The sequence below is a fragment of the Methanolobus sp. ZRKC3 genome (assembly GCF_045291275.1).
Classification (GTDB): domain Archaea; phylum Halobacteriota; class Methanosarcinia; order Methanosarcinales; family Methanosarcinaceae; genus Methanolobus.
Genome location: NZ_CP146982.1, coordinates 414,984 through 433,462 on the forward strand (window position 1 = coordinate 414,984; position 18,479 = coordinate 433,462).

An 18,479-nucleotide genomic window follows, 5' to 3' on the forward strand; every position below is an offset into this window, starting at 1 on the left:
AGTGGTCCGGAGCCTTCGGGTCCCGGATTAGAATTCTTTTTTGATGATGGTTATTCTTTTCTAGTAACACTGCTATTCCCCAGTCATGAAAGTGTTAGTGGCCACAGGTCGTCTTGCAGAGCAGACTGTAAGGGATTCCATAGGTGACAGTGCTGACGTTATCGTGGTTGATACGGAAATTGCAGCATTTATCACTCCTCGTAAACTGATGGATGCCATAAAAAGGCAATTTCCATCATTTGACTATGATCTTATTTTCATTCCGGGACTTGTTTCCAGTAACTTTTCCAGGGCAGAGGAGGAACTTGCCTGTAAGATCCGGCTTGGCCCCAAACATGCCTATGACCTGAGCTTTGTGATCCCTTTTGCAGATAATATGGAATTTTCCAGCACCGTGGCTGCCTGCGAACTCCTTTCCGATGTAAGGCGTGAATTAGCTCTTGAAAAGATAAGTGAGCTCGAGGATAATTCCATTCCCACAATGCAGCTTGGGGGGATAAAACTGGGTGGTAATACACGCATGAAGGTTCTTGCCGAAGTGGTAGATGCCACAGGTCTTGATTCGGATTCACTTACAAAAAGAATTAGCACATTTATCCACAAGGGTGCAGATATGATAGACCTGGGTGCTTCCCTGCACGCAGAACCGGAAGATGTGGAACGTGCTATTGGAGTTGCAAGGTCTGTTACTTCGACTCCCCTGAGCATTGACACTCTTGATCCTCTGCTTATAGAGAGGGCTCTGGAAACTGGTATTGACCTGGTGCTGAGCCTGGACAGTAACAATATTGATATCCTTGCCCCCAGAATCGCTGAAGCTGATGTGCCTGCTGTTGTGATCCCTGATTCTGGTAAGGGGATGGAAAGCCTGGTGGCAAATATCGAGCATGCACGCTCGCTTGGTATCAGGAAGATCATAGCCGACCCGGTACTTGACCCCATAGGTCATGGCATTGCCGTCTCTATCGTCAGGTACAGGGAATTCCATGAGCGTTTTCCTGATATCCCGGTGTTCTTTGGTATTGGCAATGTCACAGAACTCATTGATGCTGATTGTACCGGGGTCAATGCAACACTCTGCGGTATAGGTGCCGATGTTGGTGCAAGCATACTCTTCACTCCGGAGTATAGTAATAAGACCCAGGGTTCTATCAACGAACTGAAAAGGGCTTCCCAGATGATGGTATTGTCAAAGGAGCGGAACAGTTCCCCGAAAGATCTTGGCATCGACCTGATGGAAATAAAAGAAAAAAGAAGGCGTACAGATGCCGTTATGCCTGAAAGTTTCACCGAGGCCCGGGATAGCAAGATGTGGAAACTCGATCCTTCAGGCTGCATAAGAATAAATATAGTTCCAGATGGGTCCGGTCCCGGGGGTTATATATTAGCAGAACACGAAAATGCCACGATCGTTGGCAGCTCTGCGGGGGAGATAATGGATACTATTATTGAAATGGGGCTTGTATCAAGGCTTGAGCATGCCGGATATCTTGGCAGTGAACTGAAAAAGGCGGAAATTGCTCTTAAATTTAACAGAAGTTATTCACAGGATGATGTATTTTAGGTGTTTTTATGAGACTTGAAAAGCAAGATATGGACAAAATTGTTGCAGTGGTTGCAGCAAGATATTTTACACAGCAGAACTGGAAGTGGCTAGACCTCAATAGTAATGAATCCGTGATATTTGAGGCAATGGATGACATCAGCGATCAATATGATAAGTATCCTTACATGAGCCGTGACTGGTACGTGGACAATTCCGCAAACAAGAACATCCACATGTGCGATAAATGGGATGACCTTAAAGCACTTGCCGAGTTCCTGAGGGATTATGGTGAGCACTTTGATTTCCTTGTAAATAACGGGAAAAAATCCTTCTGTATCGCAAGCCTTGACGGCAACGTGAGCCCTGAGCAGAAAACCGCAATATCAGCAGCCAGAAGGTCACGTTATAATGTCTTTATTTTCAGGGTTGATGTGCCCGGGGAAATAGACTTTGAACTCATGCAGATAGGAGGTGGGTTCTAAAGCATCTGATGTGCCTGGCATGTTCGCTTCAGGCACGTTGAATTCCGAGTATCTTATATAGTACATAATAGTATTATAGTCGAAATTGTTGCATTTATACAACAGCCCATCCAGCAATGGGTTGTTGCTCTGTTAACATTTATAAAATCAATTAGTGCACAGGTATAATCAATTAAGTGTACAATATTTGGTAAGAAAATAATTTAGAGGAGTTTTAATATGGTATCTGAATTTTTAATTTATCTTGCCCCTCTTGCTGGTTTAGTCAGTTTGTTATTTGCTGGCCTTTTCGCACGCAGTGTCCTTAAAGAAGGAGCTGGTTCCGAAAAGATGCAGGAAATATCAGGCGCTATTCAGGAAGGTGCGATGGCATATTTGAATCGTCAATATAAAACAATCGCAGTAGTAGCTGTAATTCTTGCTGTGCTGATCTTTGTTCTTCTTGAAGATGGAGGCAAAATTGCATTCGGCTTCCTTGTCGGTGCTATAAGTTCCGCAGCAGCAGGATACATAGGCATGAACGTTTCCGTAAGGGCAAACGTAAGAACTGCACATGCCGCATCAAAAGGCTTGCAAAAGGCAATGTCTGTTGCATTCCGTGGTGGCGCTGTCACAGGTCTTGCAGTAGTAGGTCTTGCACTTCTTGGTACAAGTGGTTTTTACATCCTTTACGGTGATGTGGACCTTGTAATAGGATTTGGTTTTGGTGCCAGTCTTATCAGTCTGTTTGCAAGAGTTGGTGGTGGAATTTTCACAAAGGCAGCAGATGTAGGTGCCGACCTTGTAGGTAAGATCGAAGCCGGAATTCCGGAAGATGACCCACGTAATGCAGGTGTAATTGCTGATAACGTAGGTGACAATGTGGGTGACTGTGCCGGTATGGGTGCTGACCTCTTTGAAACATACGTAGTTACAGTTCTTGCTTCCATGCTTCTTGGTTCACTTATCCTCGACAAATTTCCAAACGCAATTCTTTACCCGCTCATTCTTGGTGCAGTAGCGATCTTTGCATCCATCATATCCATGTTCTTTGTCAAGGTTGGTAGTGATGGTAAGATCATGAAAGCATTATACAAGGGTGTGGCAGTTTCTGCAATTCTGAGTATTATTGCATTCTACTTCGTTACAAATTCCCTTATGGGTGGTATGACATTCTTCTATGCAGCACTCGTTGGTATTGTTATCATGGTGCTCATGGTTGTCTTCACAGAATATTATACTTCAACATCTTTCCGTCCGGTAAAGACAATTGCCGCAGCATCCGAAACTGGTGCAGGCACAAACGTAATTTCCGGTCTTGCAATTGGTTTTGAAAGTACAGCACTTCCATTGATTATCATCGTTGCTGGTATCCTTTCTTCATTCTATGTTGTAGGCGGCGCAACAGATCCTGCAATAGGTATCTATGGTATCGCAATTGCCGCAGCAGCAATGCTCTCAACAACCGGAATGATAGTTGCACTTGACTCATACGGTCCTATCACCGACAATGCTGGTGGTATCGCTGAAATGGCAGGTATGCCTTCCAGTGTCCGTAAGATCACCGATTCACTTGATGCAGTAGGTAACACTACAAAGGCAGTTACCAAGGGATATGCAATAGGTTCTGCAGCTCTTGGTGCTCTTGCTCTCTTCGCTGATTACAGGCACAAGGTAGACCTGAGCGGTGCAGATCTGAGTCTTGACCAGCCACTGGTCCTTGTAGGTCTCTTCATTGGAGGTCTGCTTCCATTCGTATTCAGTGCAGTTACAATGCGCGCTGTAGGTAAGGCAGCTTTCGAGATCGTGAACGAAGTTCGCCGCCAGTTCCGTGAAATTCCAGGTATCATGGAAGGAACTGGAAAGCCTGAATACGGTAAATGTGTAGACATCGTAACAGCAGCAGCTATCCGTGAGATGGCAATTCCTGGTATCCTTGCTATTGCCACACCACTGGTCGTTGGACTTGTACTTGGTCCTGCAGCTCTTGGTGGCCTGCTTATCGGTATCATTGTCTGTGGACTTTTGCTCGCACTCACAATGGACAACGGTGGCGGTGCATGGGATAATGCAAAGAAGCTCATTGAAGATGGAGCACACGGTGGAAAAGGTTCAGAAGCTCACAAGGCAGCTATCGTCGGTGATACTGTTGGTGACCCATTCAAGGACACATCCGGACCAGCTCTTAATGCTCTGATCAAGGTAGTGAACATGGTAGCGATCCTGTTCTCAGCACTGTTCATCGGCGCAGGTATCTTCTAACTTTAAAACAAAAACATTGTTTCCGGCAGATGCCGGAAATATTTTTTTCTTTTTTGATCTGCTTCTATTAAATTCAGCTAACAATAAGATTGTCTGTTAGCAGAAGCTCTGTTTGTTTGCCAAAATAAGAGTTTGTAGGAACCTGTAGTCAATGAATTCTGAAAAACGGATACACTTATTTTCTATTGAATTAAGTTGCCTGCAGATATGATTGCATCTGTGTTTTAGAATATTTCAGAGGATTTCTATGGAGCAGAAATAAGTTATTGCTAGTAAGCAGAAACAGAAGAATTAGTTATTATAGTGTTACAACTGGTGGTTTATAATCACCTGGATTCTAAAAACAGTGACCCAAAATATTGCGCGGGTTGGGGAGTGGGGTTTAATGTATTTTGGGAGTGGGGGTTTAATGTATTTGGGGAGTGGGGGTTTATAAAAAAGTACCCGCGCAATATCCTTCTAAAATGCACCATGGTATTTATATTTTACGATTTTCATCAGTGACACTCTATCAAGTATTTAATGTTTGCTATAGTTGATTGTAGTAAAAAAGCACCTGTAAAGCCTTATTTTCCAATGCAAATAGATATATGCGAAGGTTTCGTAGTGGAACCTATTCAGGAGCGACTAACTTATGAAAGAGGATATTGGAACTGTACTGAATAAAGGCTTTGGCACGTGGATTCGCAACCTGAACATATGTGTGCCGTTCATCTTTGAATTTATGATGACAATACTGCTATCAGTGCTAGCTATGTTCTTTTTTGTTATACTCTTTATTGTACCTGTTATCAGCGAAAGGAACATCGATCCTGAACACTTGACCCCTGAATCCATACTTGGGATCATGGGTTCGGTCTTCTCGGGAAATATCATTCCAATGCTTTTGCTTGGCCTTGTATTCCTTTTGGTCTATATGTTCATACAGTCTTTCTTCATGGCTGGTGCTATTGGTATGTCTAAGGAAGCATCAGAGAAGGGCGATAGTCGTGTCGCAGATATGATATTTTACGGGATGAAAAATGTCAAAAACCTGTTCTTTACAAAGATCATGGTGTCCCTGCTGGTCCTTGCAGGTGTGATATTTTTACTACCGGGCATCCTTTCCATTGGAGATCTAGATATATTTCTGGCAAATCCGGAAAACGCAATAGCAAGTACTTCACTGCTGACGTTTGGTGCATTGCTCTGGACCCTCTATATCATAGCACTGAGCATAGTATTGCTATTTGTAGAGCACGTAATTGTTATAGAAGAGCTTGACCCTGTCACAGCTATTGAAAAGGGTTTTTCTTTCTTCCTTTCCAATAAGCTTCATACTTTCATTTTGTGGTCTGTTCTAATAGGTATATCGCTATTATTGAGCCTCATTGGTAATTTCCTTGGCTCTGTGGAATTGCTCGCCCAACTGTGGGAGCTGTTCAATTATGTACTTACCATAGTAGTGATACAGCCCCTTGTTACCATCTGGTGGACACGTTTCTATCTCAACAGGACAGACAGGAAACTCTATTCATTCAGGGACTATGTACTGACTCACTGATTCCTGCCCAGAAGTTTGCATGCCTGACAAACATCCTCTGTGCATGCCTGTCCGCAGATACTGCATTTTGAAAGTCCCACCTGCGGAAATTCCTTTCCAAGGATTCCTGAGAGCTTATCAAACCCACTAAGTAATGCATACTTTGTACCCGGATGTTTGACCTCAAAATCATTTAACATGACACGAATTTCCCTTCTCATGGCTTCATGGGCATAAGGACAGCCTCCAAAACCAAGTGGAAGGTCATGCAGGTAAGCGTAAAGAGCTACTTCTTTTTCAGGTACCTGTCTGAGCGGCTTCATCCTCAGCACAAGTCCCTCCAGCTCCTTTGGGGGTGCAAGTCTTACCATGCGTGCAACGTCACCTTTCAGGTGATTCAGCAGGATTGTCTGGGCTTCATCGTCCAGATTGTGACCAATGGCAAGTTTGCTGGCACCCAGTTCGAGTGCTACCTTGTTCAACAGGGATTTTCTCAGTACTCCGCAGTAACTGCAGGCTCCTTTCTCCCTCTTTTTAGGTGCGATCTCATCCATTGTGGTGTCGTATTCATCTTTGAATGATCGTACTATGAGCTCCACACCAAGCCTGTCGGTCAGCTCCCTTGCAGATTGTATGGTGTTTGGGCGATAACCTTCAATGCCTTCATCTATAGCAAGACCTACTATCTTGATATCAGGCCTTTCTCCGAATATCTTGTTCAGTATGTAGAGTGTTGTACTGCTATCCTTTCCACCGCTCAGTCCCACAACTATAGTTTCGTTCCTCTTGACACTGTAGTGTTTTCTGATGGTGAGTTTTATTTTGCGTTCCACATCTTCGGAAAAATGTTTCTTGCACAGGTGCATACCGGAATATTTCTGAAAAATAATGGCATCATGCTTGCATTTATTGCATTTTATAGTCATGGCTTCTACCTTTCTTTGACGATGGAATCTTTGTATATATACTTGTCTGGCTTGAAGTTTAAAGGCTGCTGTTCTTTGGAACTAAAAAGGAAAAATTATATAGTTAGTGAATATTTTTCGCAGAAAAACAATGGAACTTTTAAATGATAATTCTTGCTGAAATATCTCTCTGGCTAGTACTGTTGTCCGTCCTGACAGGATACCTCCTTGGCGTGTTCTCGGGTCTTGTACCGGGTATACACACCAATAATTTTGCCCTGATACTTCTTGCAATATCTCCAATGCTATCGGAAAATGGGATCTCTCCTTTCTATATTGCCATTATCATATTGTCCAACTCCATATCCCACTCCTTCCACGACATAATCCCTGCCATCTTCCTTGGAGCTCCAAACGATGACATGGCTCTGGATGTCTAAGTGTAGATGGCAATATGGCTTTATATTTTAAGAGATTATATATAAGCAAGAACTATGGACCGAAAACAATTATTAGTTGACCCGATTGTACAAGAGTGGTTCGAGACGTTAAACCTGAAACAGCACACACGAGATGGGTATCTTCAAGGTATGCGCTTTTACACGGAATATACGGGGATGTCACCATCTGCACTCTTGGAAGAAGCAGAGAGCGAAATCGAAGCTGGGTTACTGATGCGGAAACGCAAAATCAAACAAAAAATGCTGGGTTTCCGGCAGTCTCTGACTGATAGGAAGTTAGCCCCAAAAACAATTAAGGAATATCTGACAGGTGCCAAGTCTTTCTACCAAACTTTTGATATCGATATCCCGAAAATCAGAAATGCTCACAAAGTAACAACTCTTGAGCACAACAAGAAAATCCCAAAAAAGGAAGATGTCCAAGAAGCCTTAAAGTATGCACATGTTCGGAACAAAGCAATCGTATTGGTAGGTTGTTCTAGTGGCATATCAAACGAGGGTCTAACAAGCCTTACTGTTGGAGACTTCGAGGAGGGCTACGACCCTGAGACAGAGATAACAACTCTGGATCTGAGACGCGGAAAGGTGGGCTATGATTTTGTGACTTTTCTAACCCCTGAGGCATCACGCGCTGTTTGGGATTATATCGAATGGCGTAACCGCTCCCCAGCACTTGATGTCAAGAACACGGAAAAATGGGTGGCAAAGCATAAAATATACGGTCCTGATGATCACTTGTTCATCAAAAATGAGGTCCCAGATAGATTCTTGGAAACAGTGGATGACAATGACAGAAAACTGTTATCGGAAGGTATCATAACAATGTACCAAAGACTATCAGCAGCCGCTGGAAAACAAACAAAAAAAGGACACTGGAATCTGATACGTGCCCATAACATGAGAAAAGTCTTCAATTCAACGCTTTTGAATGCAGGCGCAGATATCTTTTTTGTAGATTATCTCATGGGGCATACCCTCAGCGAAACACATTCAGCATACTTTAGAGCTTCCCCAGAAAAACTAAGAGATACGTACGCACAGTACATTCCGTATTTGACTATTCAAAAGGAACTCGATATATCGGAATCCCCCGAATATCAGAAGATTAAGAATGAAAATCAGATATTGCAGGCAGAAACAGCCCGCCACATAGTGGAACGGTCAGAGCTTGCAACAGTGAAGTCTGAACTCGAAGAAATGAAGAAACACCAAAAGGCACTCAGTGAGGTTCTTGGTAGGTTGCAAGCGAACCCTGAATTGCTCCTTGATGTTTTGAGTAAGGTGGATGAAAGTTAAAGAAAAACAATTATGATTTTTCCACAACCTTTCCACCTCTACCGTACTCTAAAATGATTTTTATATTTGTGTCCTGTCCGGACTTATCTAAGAAGGCAATCACATCTTCTTTGAATTTTTTTGTTTTCTCGGTCAAGATGGTTTTTGTAGAATGTGGCACGTCCCGGTCATTGAACTTATATCCCATGCTTTCAAACAAATCCTGTTGCTTTATATAATTTTTATAGAATTTGTCTTCATATCCGGAAGTAACGTGTGCAAGCATCTCTTCGAATGTCGGGGAAGGTTGTGAACTTATAAAGTCTAAGTATTCTTGGTTGGTCAGTGAACGATAAGAAACATTCTTTCCATTTACCGGATTGAGTACTTTTTTTATGAGTCCATATTCAGCCAGTGTGTTCAAGTAACCACGAAGGTTCTGATTCGTCATTGTTGGATAATATTTGTAGTCGGTGTATTCTGGTTGGCCACTTTTTGTGTAATAGTTCACATTTGTTGCTTGTAGAGGGAACAGTTTATCTTTAATCTCTGCAAGGGTCAGAGCTTTACCTGGTTCATGCAAGCGTAGATAATCGAGAATTTCCCGGTAAACTGGACGATTCATAATATCGGTATATGATTTTATTTGTTTACCCCGCATCATTATATATATTCCTAGAAAGTCATATTAAATGTATGTATAAAATAACTTTCTAAATCTTATTAATGCTTCGGTTCAATTGTTAATTAACCAGTAGGTGATTCAATTGACAAGAACGCATATTGCAATAGATCCAGAAATCGCATCAAAGTTTCGCAAATTTGCCTTCAATAAACATGGAACCCTCAGAGGTTGTATGAAAACCGAGGCAGAACTAGCCATTTTGAACCATATTAGAAAGGAGGGTGGAGAATGGGTCACGAGCAACTAAAACGTGCCGATGATCTTCACGTATGGGCCTATGAATTTTTGCAGGAGAATAATAACAGCATCGACTATTTCTTAAAATACGGTTCTCCGATTGAAAAGGCACTCATGACAAAGGTAATGCAGCTTGCAGTGGAGGTGCCCAAATGACCGAGTTTAGTGGAAGAATAGAGCGCCTATTGGACATGGTTGAAAAGGTCATTATAATGAAAGGAGAAATCCCTTCTGACCCCACCATGTGGGAGATTCACATGTCTGGAGGGATCATAAGGGTTGACGCTGAACACATGGATAGAACAACTGCCTTTCGAAAACAATACCTAAAAACATTCAATACACCTGCTCCCGGCTTTAAAGATGACTGGATTCCGTTTGTTCAAGTGCTGGGCGAAATGGCCGAAACAACAGTAGCAGGCGAAGAATCTGAGCTCGTATACATTGCCAAACAGATCATGGAGAAAATTAGGGAACTACCCATAACAGACGATCAAGGTGATGCAGGAACAGGCCGAGCATTGTTACGACTTGGAGGTTACCTATGTCTGAGCAGCACAAGGATAGGTGAAATCGTTGAAGTTATGCATTATCACATAGCTCCGAATGTTCTAAGTACCACCATGACTGCACTGGGTTACAAGGCAGAAGGTACACGGCCAATTAGATGCAATGGCAAGCTGTACAGATTCTGGTGGTTCAAAGAATCCATAATTAACGAGAATGCTGACCCTTCTGAAATCCCAGAAGAAAAGATTTCGGAGGGAGATGCATGAGAGCTGTTACACATAATATACTAACTTCTTTAAAATCATGCTTTTTTGCTGTAACTGCTGTAACAGTATATAGGATGATATTGATTTCGTTGTTACACCACCCCCCTAATAACGGTGTAACAACCTGTAACTGCTGTAACGGTAGGAGGATTGTATGACCGAGAGAATCAAAATTCTGGGTCCTCCTGGGTGTGGCAAAACATATGCTGAGATAGATATGTACAGAGGCTTCCTACTCAAAGGTTATGTGGCTGAGGATATAACAGTCACAACTTTCAGAAAGCCATCGGCAGAGGATCTCATTACAAAGCTTCAGCCATATGCCATCGGCAAAGAAATAAGAGATCATGTTGGAACTTTGCACAGTATTTGTTACAGGCTGTTGGGGAGGCCAGAAGTAATTACTCCTAAGGACATACTTAAATTCGCTAAGGATTATGGTTATGCACCTTATATGCAAAACATGACCGCATCATCCAACTCGGATGATGAAGAAATGGCTTATAGTGGTCAGTTGATAGACCTATATATATGGATGCGTAACACACGGACACCGGTTGAGAAATGGTATCTATATCCGGGTGCTGCCAAAATCCAATTGCCAGCTGATAGGGTTCCAGAATTTATTGAAGACTACGAACACTTTAAAAAAACTCTGGGCAAAATCGACTTTAGTGATATGATAGAACACGTTCTGATAGAAAAGATTCCTCTTGACACACCTATCCTGATCGTCGATGAATTTCAGGACCTGACAAGACAGCAATATGAACTGTTCAAAATGTGGGCAAATGGATGTGAATATGTCATCATCGCAGGTGACCCTCTACAATCCATATATGGATTTTGGGGCGGTAGTCCTGATTATTTCAATGAATGGAATGCCAAGATGAGCATACTCAGCCAATCTTATCGCTTGAAAACTCCAATATGGAACCTTACAACAGAAATACTTAGGGCAGAAGGTCAAATGGTACCAGAAGTCGAAACCATGGCGGATTACGGTCCTGGAACCATTACCTATGTCGATTATACACAGGAATTACCCATGCATGTAGGTAGCGAATTGCATCTTGTAAGATGTAACTACCAGGCGCAGGCCATAGCTATGCAATTGGCCCGTCAGGGGTACATATTCGGCGGCCTTTGTGGATGGTCCGAATCCGAAGTTAACCTTTTCAATGCATTGCTGAGAGTACGTACAGAGGCACCATTAATGGGTAAAGACATGAAATCCTTGCTTGATAATTACCCTGCCAAATACTTCAGGTATACAGGTAGAAAGACTGATTTTATCGAATCCTTGAAAACAGACTATGTGCCGACTATAGCTGCCATGAGCAAATATATCGGAGATGATCTGCACACCATCCTCAATTCAGATTTTCCAGCATATTACATTCGCAGTAATAACGACCTGACAAAGGAAAAGATGAACGAAGCAATAACCAGACCTTGTAATCAGAAACTTATTACAGCAGATGATCTGAAAATGCGTAGGATATTAACTATCCATGGCGCAAAAGGTATGGAAGCTGATACTGTTTATCTCCACACTGGAATTACCCCAAGGATCAAGGAGAAGATATTGATCCCGGGTGAAGATTCTGCTGCAGAAGCACGTGTCTGGCATGTGGGAGTAACAAGAGCAAAAAGTAAGTTGTACTTAATCACGGACAGGGGCTACAATTACGAAATGCCATGGGTGGTAGCATGACTTTCTGGCAAGATCATTACAGACGGCCTGAAGTGAAAGAGGTCATAACGAGTCATTCAAAATATGACGATATTGCCAGAAGTGGCAATGGGGATGGATATACATGGTATCATAAAAACGACAAAGGCAAGCACCACATCAATCTTTCGGATGATCATGAATACGATCTGATTACAAATTGTCATCGTACACTATATTGGACATTAAATCTGTTCGATATGCCCTTCTTTAGCATTGATTGGAATGGTATAACAAAAGAAGAAAGTCCATACAAAAGCCGTGAATACACCAGAGCATATACTTTTGGTGTAGATATTGATACCGTTGATAAGGTCAATGGTCATGGTGCAAACATAGAAGATCCTGAAATAAAGGCAGCTGTAGAAGCTTGCGCTCAACATTATGCAAACCGGATAAGAGAGCATGCACCAGAGAGCGTACATGTTCTTTTTAGTGGTGGAGGAATCTATGTTTTACTACACCACCGAGCATGCTGGCAATATTACGAAAATTTTGGGAATGGTCATGATGGACGTCCATGGGATTACTGGTTGAATATCCTTATAGATGCAGTCAATTTATACCTGAATGATATCAGAATAGATTTTGAAAATGTGTATCCACAGCATGTTGGAAAGGTCAAACCTGATATTCTGAACAATTCAAAAAGAGTATTCAAATCTATGTTTTCAGTTCATAAAAGGCACGATCTTGCAGTCATACCACTGGACCCAAAAGAGATAATAATTGACTTTAATAGAGCAACATTGCCATTGTCAGAGGAAGTAATCGAATCAGGTAGAAAATGATATCAAACATATGATGATGGCAATCGATTCCTAAAAATGCTTACGCCATATCTCTATAAGGCCCATGAAAAAAATAAAACAGCCCCTGTGGGCGGACACTTTGATCCAGATAAGGACATATCAGATTCACCTATTCCTTATGAAGATTGGCCACCTTGCATGAGAAATATACTGAACTTAAGACAATGCGGAGAAGGTCGGACACGTGCACTTGCCCTGTTGGCTGCTTTTCTGGGACAGGTCGGAGTTCCGCGAAAAGAGGCGCAACAGATTTTCTATGGACTTGCTAATCGATGGAGAGCAGAAACGAGCAACATATTTGATAGCTACTATCAAAAAATGCATGTCCCGAGTTGTGATAAATTAATGTCGAGGGACGATACTAATTTTCCCAAAGGTGTTTCGATCAGGAGGCTGGAGGTATGCAAACCTGACAGTCGCTGTAATAAGACCGGTAGCCTCTATTTCTATGCAGATAAGAAAGCATATATGGAGCATATTATGCGACGGATAAGCAAGAAATGAAGAAGTCAAGAAGGATGTATGACAGTTATAATTATATGCTAACAGATAATAAACATTATTAGGGAGAATCAACCACGTAGGGGGCTTAAAATGGGAAAAGAACACCGTATTGACTCTGAATTCCTAGGAAATATTGGTCGTGAGAAACTATTGAATGTATCATCATGGCTGGTGGAGTCACTGCGAATCAGACTTGCAGCCGACAGATTCAGGGAACGCGAAGGTGACAGTATCAAATTGCAGTACCTTCGTGTGCTTGTGCAAGCCATGCAAGCGCATAATTCCATATTAAAGGAACAGGAATTGGAAGAAATCAAAGTAAGGCTTGATCAGCTGGAAGGTAATACATGACACTTCCAGAAATAAAAAGAAGGCTTGCAGGAATCGAACAGAGCCAGAATCAAGGTAACTTTAAGGCATTCGTGAATATAGATCATAAGTTGGATGGAGAAATCGAACGGTACAAGCAGGAGCATCCACATGACGAACTTTTGGTAATAAATGTGGTTAACCCCAATGCGGAGGAAGTATAATTATTGTTGCTTCGAATAATCCATTATATTGGATAAAATAAACTATCCTCTAAGAAACCTGTCCAGTACACACTCCCCCAAGTGTGCATGCATAGGATGAACGTATACCCTAGAGACCTCTTTTTTTCCATATTCTGACTTTTCTATGAAAGATGAATATAGTCCCTACTTCTTTGTATCCATCATTCTGAAGGATTATGTAGGTCTCTGGGAGGGGATATGATAGGCCTTTCTGGTTCCTAGTGCCCATAATAAAGGAAAATCAAAAGTTTTATAAGGTTGAGGTGAACAATCTAATAAAATAGATATAATGGATGAAGTTTTATGAGAAATGATTTTCCTCTTAAATGAGTAACAATCGCATTTGTTGCTGTCTTGTCATATTGCGGGGCATATTTTTCTATTGTGGGATATAGTAGGAAACATTATATAGTAGAACATATCTATAGTGTATCCGAGGCATGAGGACTATTTTAAGCGTATAAACGCTAACCCCACTCCCACACTAACCCCCACTCCCCAATTTTCATGCCTCTAATAACGTCTTTGCTTGTTCTATAATTTAAGCAGAAATAGATCATATTAATTTCAGCTTTTCTATCCATATATAATGTGCAACAAAATGGAAACAAATATAAGCAATTGAGTGACAACTATTATCATGGGTTGGGGAGTGGCTCATCAAATCAGATATCCGAAAAGATATCAAATTTAGGAGAGGAGACATCTATAAAGGGTGGCAGTAAAGATGTCTCTTTTCTAAGCTGCTTTTTTCTCTGCCTTCTAATGATGTTAAGCATCGTTTTAGTTGCTGGACTTGCAAGTATTAGATGATTATATCATCACAACCTTCAATTCCCCCACGAAGTATCCAGAGAAGTTTGGGTAGTTGCTTTGAACATGTATCCAAGAACCCATAATAAAGGAAGGTGCGAACTGATGAGATTAATTTGTTTTGATTGTGATGATGAAGTGCATGTTGATGAACCCAAAGGTTCAGATTGGACGTGTGACTGTGGCGGTCCTATGATTCCGCATGAAAGCGAAGATTCCCCATAATAAAGGAGAGTGGATGATTCGTTATGGGAAGATATAAAATATGACAAATGCCCCTATAATTATTGCTAGGATAATCCCAAGTATGATTCCAAGTATGTCTCCCAATTTCATTTAAATCCCTATTAATAATGGTTGCTTTGTATAGATAAATATTTGCTTGCCTAAACCGCCAAATAAAGGAAGTTTTAGTATGGGTGTTTACTTAAGAGCTGGGAGAATAACAAGCAGTGCTAATAGTACAATTAGTGCTGCTATAATTACCAATATTATTTCTTTACCATCCATCTTAATCATAGTCAAAAATGATTTGTTTTTATAAGTATATTATTACATAAACTGCCAATAAGGGGAAATCAACATGAGAGCAGCAAATGAAATTATTTTGTTTATTGGTTGCTGTATAGGCTTGTACTTCGGCATATATGATAAGTCGCTGTTCCTTTCAATAATTTCAATAATCGGGATTTTATTTTTTGCTCGTTGTATTCAATGGGAATATTCCCGGAAAATAGTGTATATTGAATAGTCCTAAACTGCCAAGTAAAGGAAACAGGGATGAAGATAACCCATAATAAAGGAAATCAAAAGTTTTTTAAGGTTTAAACTAACCATTTAATAAAATATATTTGTAGGGTGGGGTTTTATGAGAAATTATTTTCATCTAAAATGGATAACAATCGCATTTGTTCTTGTTCTTGTCATATCTACTGTAGCATTTTCTATGTGGGATAAAAGTAAAAGTGACGGTGAAACAGAAGCAATTGAACAAGTAAATAATACATCTTCATCTCAGGATAATGTAGAGGAAGAAATAGAAATAACAAAATATACTTTCACTAATTACGGTGGGGAAATATACACTCCTGAACCAATGGAATTTGGTTCTAATATTGAAAATGACAGTGTAATTCTGGGAAATGCAACTGAAAGAAAGCATATACTGCTTCAATTTTATGCTACTCCAAATGAAAGCCAAAGGCAAATTTTGCAAGATTCTGGTGTTCGATATATAAGAGGAGGGGGGGCTTTTACTATGATTGTTTCAATGCCAGCAAACCTAACTCCTGCAGACATATCTAATAAAAGTGGTCTTCGCTGGATGGGGGAGATACCTGTTGAGAATAAGTATGACCCTAGTTTTGGTTTAAACGTGCCAGCGTGGGCAAAAACAGATAACGATCAGGTAAAATTGTGGTTAGCCTTCTATGAGGATGTAACTTATGAGGAAGCACAGACGATTTCAAACAAGTATTCTTCATCCACTCCCATATTTGAGATGTATCCTTATTCATACAATTCTATCATAGTAACAAATGAAAGCAATCTCACAGTTATAGCAACTGAAGACGCTATAGAAAGAATAGTTTTTGGAGGAGATGAGCCAGTTCCTGAATAAGTAATATGCAACAAATGTAATTCTTAATTGGATTTTGTTTAGTAGTCCTAAACTGCCAAATAGAGGAAATGATGATCAGGTGGTGTGAAATCTTAGGCCATAAATGGGTTCATCGGCCTGTAAACAATGATGCATATTATAGGTGTCAACGATGTGGAAAAGGGATTTTCATAGAGCCATGGAAGTCCTGAACTGTCAAGTTATGTAATTAGTAACACTTTTGCGATTTCCAAGGACATACTGAAAAACGGCATTTTTATTTATAAACTATCTCGGGTTTTGTGTTAGCAGTAGAATGTGCGGAAAAATATTTCCTATTAGTTTGACTAATCGGAAGCAATGATTCTACAAAACACTAGGTTTGTGTAACTCAAACCCACCCTGCTAATCTTCTCCGGGTCTCAACCTTCTCAGCTTCGGTGAATGGAAGGCCCTGGTAATTCTACATTGATGTCAGGCCATCATGCCCTTGGCGCAAGCAAATCACATTGTGGGAGATATCTGCAGTTATCGACGAAGGGCTATGCTTTTCATGGTATTTTTAGCACTAATACCCAATAGGCTAAGGACTGCTTTTTCAGTCTGCATTAAAAGAGCCCCATTCCAAGAAGATATTGAAGGAGATTTCTCTTCTCAAATAAATAGTCCAGTACATCTCCCTGGCTGCTCCTTTTTGCCTTCTTTTGCCCTCCCCTCAGAAGATGAATATAACCTCTGACGAATCTTTATCCACATTCAGGATGATTATGCAGCCTCTGGGCTCCTATATCTAGTCTCTTTTGGATGGTTTTCAAATTAAACAGCAATTTATTTGATATTACGTTGTTATCTTATCTTTGGGTATTTCGGTACTGAAATTGCAGCCTTTGCTTGGACACATTAAATTAGCATAAATAAGATTATTTTTACAGATTGGACAAACTCTCTCTGTAACAGTTGGATGTTTTCTAGATTCCATTTGGAGCTTAAAAGCTCCAATCGTGTTTATCATCATCCAGCTATATAGCACATTAACTGATGTAGGTGGAATAATAGCGGGGATGAAATGATCAAAAACAATAATAGCTACTACAACACTTGAAGTAAAAATGCCCAATTTTTTAGATTCACTGATGGAATCTAAAATCCAGTCACCAATTATTTCCATCAATGCCACCTCAAGTAATTATGGCAATGTTTACACATAGTATCGTTTTTTTGAATTTTATTTTTGCAACGGGGACATCTGTATCCAGCTAATGAATCTAATATTGCAACACCTGCCATTCCAAGAAAAATGCCTGCAGCTGCTCCTATTAGAGAACCCCAAAAGTCCTCTCCATCTTCTAGGTCCTCTTCATTTTCATTATAATATTCCATGGTGTCACCCTTATCCTGAATACCTTAAACTTTTTATATATTATTAAAGTTTATCTTCAAAACCTCAATATCTTTTTGATAGAATCTTAAATTTTAAGATTGCATATTTGTCAGGAATCACAGACATCAACAGCAAAATGTAATAACACTGGCTGAGAAGGTGATATCGATAAAGAAAATGTATAAGTCACGCATATCAGCTCCCATTCATTATATTAACTGAATAGATTTTCCTTTATTCTTTGTGTTATGGGTTTATCAGGAGGGTCCCGAAGGCATAAGTTGACTCTTTGTGACTATTATGAAGCTGTCTGCATAACGTGCAGAAAGAGTCAAGGCATAAACTGCCATTACTATAGTAATCTTCTAATCATTATTTTAAGAAAAATAATACAAAAAAGCAGTGAAAAAATATGACTTTCTAAAATATTTTGGTAACCCGACACGGGCTGTTTGCGGCCCGTAATAAACATCATCAGGTACCTCCACACTCCTAAGTGTATCCCTTTCCACTCTAACCATGTTATCACCTTTGTTCTATCCTGTTAAGGGCCTCTTCAAACCTGTCCAGAGCCAGGTCAGCTTCTTCCTTTGTTATCACAAGGGGGAGGTGAGATACGGTTAACCGAGTCTCCGCAGGACAGCAACAATATCCTTTCCTGGAGTCTCCCATTATATGCTCCCCCATTTTCTTTGCATGAGCTCCAATCTTCTCCTTTTCCATGAACTCTATCCCTGCCATGGATGCAGATGATGCCAGGAGGTTGCCTCCAAATGTGTTGGCATGGGTTCCGGGTGGCCAGTCCATTATGGAATGGTCTGCAAGCATTGCACCCATGGGAAGACCCGAACCAAGTGCCTTTGCCATACAAACGATATCCGCCCTGACTCCAAAGGGAAAGGATCCGTCCTCCGCCAGAAATTGCAACGTTCGAAAAACTCCTCTTCCAG

The 18,479-nt window shown here is 40.8% G+C and carries 20 protein-coding genes; 15 read left to right on the forward strand and 5 right to left on the reverse strand.

Translation table 11 applies throughout. The features are described from left to right. Window positions 1–85 precede the first annotated feature (85 nt). From V7O66_RS02000 to V7O66_RS02015, 4 genes are all read left to right on the forward strand, one after another. Window positions 86–1,564, forward strand: a complete 1,479-nt coding sequence (locus V7O66_RS02000; RefSeq protein WP_406661315.1) for a dihydropteroate synthase-like protein — start codon at window positions 86–88, stop codon at window positions 1,562–1,564. Between the two features lie 8 nt (window positions 1,565–1,572). Next, window positions 1,573–2,028 carry a hypothetical protein gene (locus tag V7O66_RS02005; RefSeq protein ID WP_406661316.1) on the forward strand — a complete coding sequence of 152 codons (456 nt, stop codon included), beginning with the start codon at window positions 1,573–1,575 and terminating at the stop codon, window positions 2,026–2,028. Between the two features lie 219 nt (window positions 2,029–2,247). Beyond that, on the forward strand, window positions 2,248–4,269 hold the full coding sequence (locus tag V7O66_RS02010; RefSeq protein WP_406661317.1) for a sodium-translocating pyrophosphatase: 2,022 nt from the start codon (window positions 2,248–2,250) through the stop codon (window positions 4,267–4,269). 634 nt (window positions 4,270–4,903) lie between these two features. Further along, a complete protein-coding gene (locus V7O66_RS02015) occupies window positions 4,904–5,812 on the forward strand; it encodes a hypothetical protein (RefSeq protein ID WP_406661318.1) in 909 nt (302 codons plus the stop codon). On the opposite strand, the gene V7O66_RS02020 is transcribed toward V7O66_RS02015, so the two are convergent. After that, window positions 5,806–6,717 (reverse strand): TIGR00269 family protein, encoded by a 912-nt coding sequence (locus tag V7O66_RS02020; protein WP_406661320.1) that lies wholly within the window; start codon window positions 6,715–6,717, stop codon window positions 5,806–5,808. The two genes, V7O66_RS02015 and V7O66_RS02020, sit on opposite strands and share 7 nt — an antisense overlap. A gap of 143 nt (window positions 6,718–6,860) precedes the next feature. Between V7O66_RS02020 and V7O66_RS02025 the strand changes: the two genes are divergently transcribed. Next, window positions 6,861–7,136: a tripartite tricarboxylate transporter permease gene (locus tag V7O66_RS02025; protein WP_406661321.1), complete on the forward strand. Its 276-nt coding sequence runs from the start codon at window positions 6,861–6,863 to the stop codon at window positions 7,134–7,136. A 54-nt stretch (window positions 7,137–7,190) separates the two neighbouring features. Further along, the gene (locus V7O66_RS02030) at window positions 7,191–8,453 is read left to right on the forward strand and encodes a tyrosine-type recombinase/integrase (protein WP_406661322.1); all 1,263 of its coding nucleotides are present in this window, start codon (window positions 7,191–7,193) and stop codon (window positions 8,451–8,453) included. Between the two features lie 10 nt (window positions 8,454–8,463). On the opposite strand, the gene V7O66_RS02035 is transcribed toward V7O66_RS02030, so the two are convergent. Further along, window positions 8,464–9,057: a hypothetical protein gene (locus V7O66_RS02035; RefSeq protein WP_406661323.1), complete on the reverse strand. Its 594-nt coding sequence runs from the start codon at window positions 9,055–9,057 to the stop codon at window positions 8,464–8,466. Window positions 9,058–9,345: 288 nt separating this feature from the next. Between V7O66_RS02035 and V7O66_RS02040 the strand changes: the two genes are divergently transcribed. From V7O66_RS02040 to V7O66_RS02080, 9 genes are all read left to right on the forward strand, one after another. After that, entirely contained in the window at window positions 9,346–9,510 is a 165-nt protein-coding gene (locus V7O66_RS02040; RefSeq protein ID WP_406661324.1) for a hypothetical protein, read from the forward strand. Continuing rightward, window positions 9,507–10,130, forward strand: a complete 624-nt coding sequence (locus V7O66_RS02045; protein WP_406661325.1) for a hypothetical protein — start codon at window positions 9,507–9,509, stop codon at window positions 10,128–10,130. The genes V7O66_RS02040 and V7O66_RS02045 overlap by 4 nt, the downstream gene beginning before the upstream one ends. Before the next feature lie 154 nt (window positions 10,131–10,284). Further along, window positions 10,285–11,847: a UvrD-helicase domain-containing protein gene (locus tag V7O66_RS02050; protein WP_406661326.1), complete on the forward strand. Its 1,563-nt coding sequence runs from the start codon at window positions 10,285–10,287 to the stop codon at window positions 11,845–11,847. After that, window positions 11,844–12,656: a hypothetical protein gene (locus V7O66_RS02055; RefSeq protein ID WP_406661327.1), complete on the forward strand. Its 813-nt coding sequence runs from the start codon at window positions 11,844–11,846 to the stop codon at window positions 12,654–12,656. The genes V7O66_RS02050 and V7O66_RS02055 overlap by 4 nt, the downstream gene beginning before the upstream one ends. Before the next feature lie 36 nt (window positions 12,657–12,692). Beyond that, window positions 12,693–13,181: a hypothetical protein gene (locus V7O66_RS02060; RefSeq protein ID WP_406661328.1), complete on the forward strand. Its 489-nt coding sequence runs from the start codon at window positions 12,693–12,695 to the stop codon at window positions 13,179–13,181. A gap of 90 nt (window positions 13,182–13,271) precedes the next feature. After that, complete coding sequence (locus V7O66_RS02065; protein ID WP_406661329.1) at window positions 13,272–13,532, forward strand: hypothetical protein; 261 nt, start codon at window positions 13,272–13,274, stop codon at window positions 13,530–13,532. Next, window positions 13,529–13,714 carry a hypothetical protein gene (locus V7O66_RS02070; protein ID WP_406661330.1) on the forward strand — a complete coding sequence of 62 codons (186 nt, stop codon included), beginning with the start codon at window positions 13,529–13,531 and terminating at the stop codon, window positions 13,712–13,714. The genes V7O66_RS02065 and V7O66_RS02070 overlap by 4 nt, the downstream gene beginning before the upstream one ends. Window positions 13,715–15,416: 1,702 nt before the next feature. Then, a complete protein-coding gene (locus V7O66_RS02075) occupies window positions 15,417–16,169 on the forward strand; it encodes a hypothetical protein (protein WP_406661331.1) in 753 nt (250 codons plus the stop codon). 532 nt (window positions 16,170–16,701) lie between these two features. Further along, window positions 16,702–16,887, forward strand: coding sequence for a hypothetical protein (locus V7O66_RS02080; RefSeq protein WP_406661332.1), 186 nt, complete (start codon window positions 16,702–16,704; stop codon window positions 16,885–16,887). Between the two features lie 99 nt (window positions 16,888–16,986). Here V7O66_RS02080 and V7O66_RS02085 read toward each other — a convergent pair whose 3' ends face one another. The 3 genes from V7O66_RS02085 to V7O66_RS02095 form a co-directional block, all read right to left on the reverse strand. Further along, window positions 16,987–17,316 carry a hypothetical protein gene (locus tag V7O66_RS02085; protein WP_406661333.1) on the reverse strand — a complete coding sequence of 110 codons (330 nt, stop codon included), beginning with the start codon at window positions 17,314–17,316 and terminating at the stop codon, window positions 16,987–16,989. After that, window positions 17,316–17,528, reverse strand: coding sequence for a hypothetical protein (locus tag V7O66_RS02090; RefSeq protein WP_406661334.1), 213 nt, complete (start codon window positions 17,526–17,528; stop codon window positions 17,316–17,318). The genes V7O66_RS02085 and V7O66_RS02090 overlap by 1 nt, the downstream gene beginning before the upstream one ends. Before the next feature lie 526 nt (window positions 17,529–18,054). After that, a complete protein-coding gene (locus V7O66_RS02095; protein WP_406661335.1) occupies window positions 18,055–18,456 on the reverse strand; it encodes an aminotransferase class III-fold pyridoxal phosphate-dependent enzyme in 402 nt (133 codons plus the stop codon). Window positions 18,457–18,479 lie beyond the last annotated feature (23 nt).

What these genes read in the sequence shown, in the direction of transcription:
- V7O66_RS02000 (WP_406661315.1), top strand. Translation starts at nt 86, where the DNA reads ATGAAAGTGTTAGTGGCCACAGGTCGTCTTGCAGAGCAGACTGTAAGG.
- V7O66_RS02010 (WP_406661317.1), top strand. Translation starts at nt 2,248, where the DNA reads ATGGTATCTGAATTTTTAATTTATCTTGCCCCTCTTGCTGGTTTAGTC.
- V7O66_RS02090 (WP_406661334.1), bottom strand. Translation starts at nt 17,528, where the DNA reads ATGGAATATTATAATGAAAATGAAGAGGACCTAGAAGATGGAGAGGAC.
- V7O66_RS02050 (WP_406661326.1), top strand. Translation starts at nt 10,285, where the DNA reads ATGACCGAGAGAATCAAAATTCTGGGTCCTCCTGGGTGTGGCAAAACA.
- V7O66_RS02035 (WP_406661323.1), bottom strand. Translation starts at nt 9,057, where the DNA reads ATGAATCGTCCAGTTTACCGGGAAATTCTCGATTATCTACGCTTGCAT.
- V7O66_RS02055 (WP_406661327.1), top strand. Translation starts at nt 11,844, where the DNA reads ATGACTTTCTGGCAAGATCATTACAGACGGCCTGAAGTGAAAGAGGTC.
- V7O66_RS02065 (WP_406661329.1), top strand. Translation starts at nt 13,272, where the DNA reads ATGGGAAAAGAACACCGTATTGACTCTGAATTCCTAGGAAATATTGGT.
- V7O66_RS02070 (WP_406661330.1), top strand. Translation starts at nt 13,529, where the DNA reads ATGACACTTCCAGAAATAAAAAGAAGGCTTGCAGGAATCGAACAGAGC.
- V7O66_RS02085 (WP_406661333.1), bottom strand. Translation starts at nt 17,316, where the DNA reads ATGGAAATAATTGGTGACTGGATTTTAGATTCCATCAGTGAATCTAAA.
- V7O66_RS02020 (WP_406661320.1), bottom strand. Translation starts at nt 6,717, where the DNA reads ATGACTATAAAATGCAATAAATGCAAGCATGATGCCATTATTTTTCAG.
- V7O66_RS02030 (WP_406661322.1), top strand. Translation starts at nt 7,191, where the DNA reads ATGGACCGAAAACAATTATTAGTTGACCCGATTGTACAAGAGTGGTTC.
- V7O66_RS02040 (WP_406661324.1), top strand. Translation starts at nt 9,346, where the DNA reads ATGGGTCACGAGCAACTAAAACGTGCCGATGATCTTCACGTATGGGCC.
- V7O66_RS02025 (WP_406661321.1), top strand. Translation starts at nt 6,861, where the DNA reads ATGATAATTCTTGCTGAAATATCTCTCTGGCTAGTACTGTTGTCCGTC.
- V7O66_RS02060 (WP_406661328.1), top strand. Translation starts at nt 12,693, where the DNA reads ATGCTTACGCCATATCTCTATAAGGCCCATGAAAAAAATAAAACAGCC.
- V7O66_RS02075 (WP_406661331.1), top strand. Translation starts at nt 15,417, where the DNA reads ATGAGAAATTATTTTCATCTAAAATGGATAACAATCGCATTTGTTCTT.
- V7O66_RS02045 (WP_406661325.1), top strand. Translation starts at nt 9,507, where the DNA reads ATGACCGAGTTTAGTGGAAGAATAGAGCGCCTATTGGACATGGTTGAA.
- V7O66_RS02005 (WP_406661316.1), top strand. Translation starts at nt 1,573, where the DNA reads ATGAGACTTGAAAAGCAAGATATGGACAAAATTGTTGCAGTGGTTGCA.
- V7O66_RS02080 (WP_406661332.1), top strand. Translation starts at nt 16,702, where the DNA reads ATGGTATTTTTAGCACTAATACCCAATAGGCTAAGGACTGCTTTTTCA.
- V7O66_RS02015 (WP_406661318.1), top strand. Translation starts at nt 4,904, where the DNA reads ATGAAAGAGGATATTGGAACTGTACTGAATAAAGGCTTTGGCACGTGG.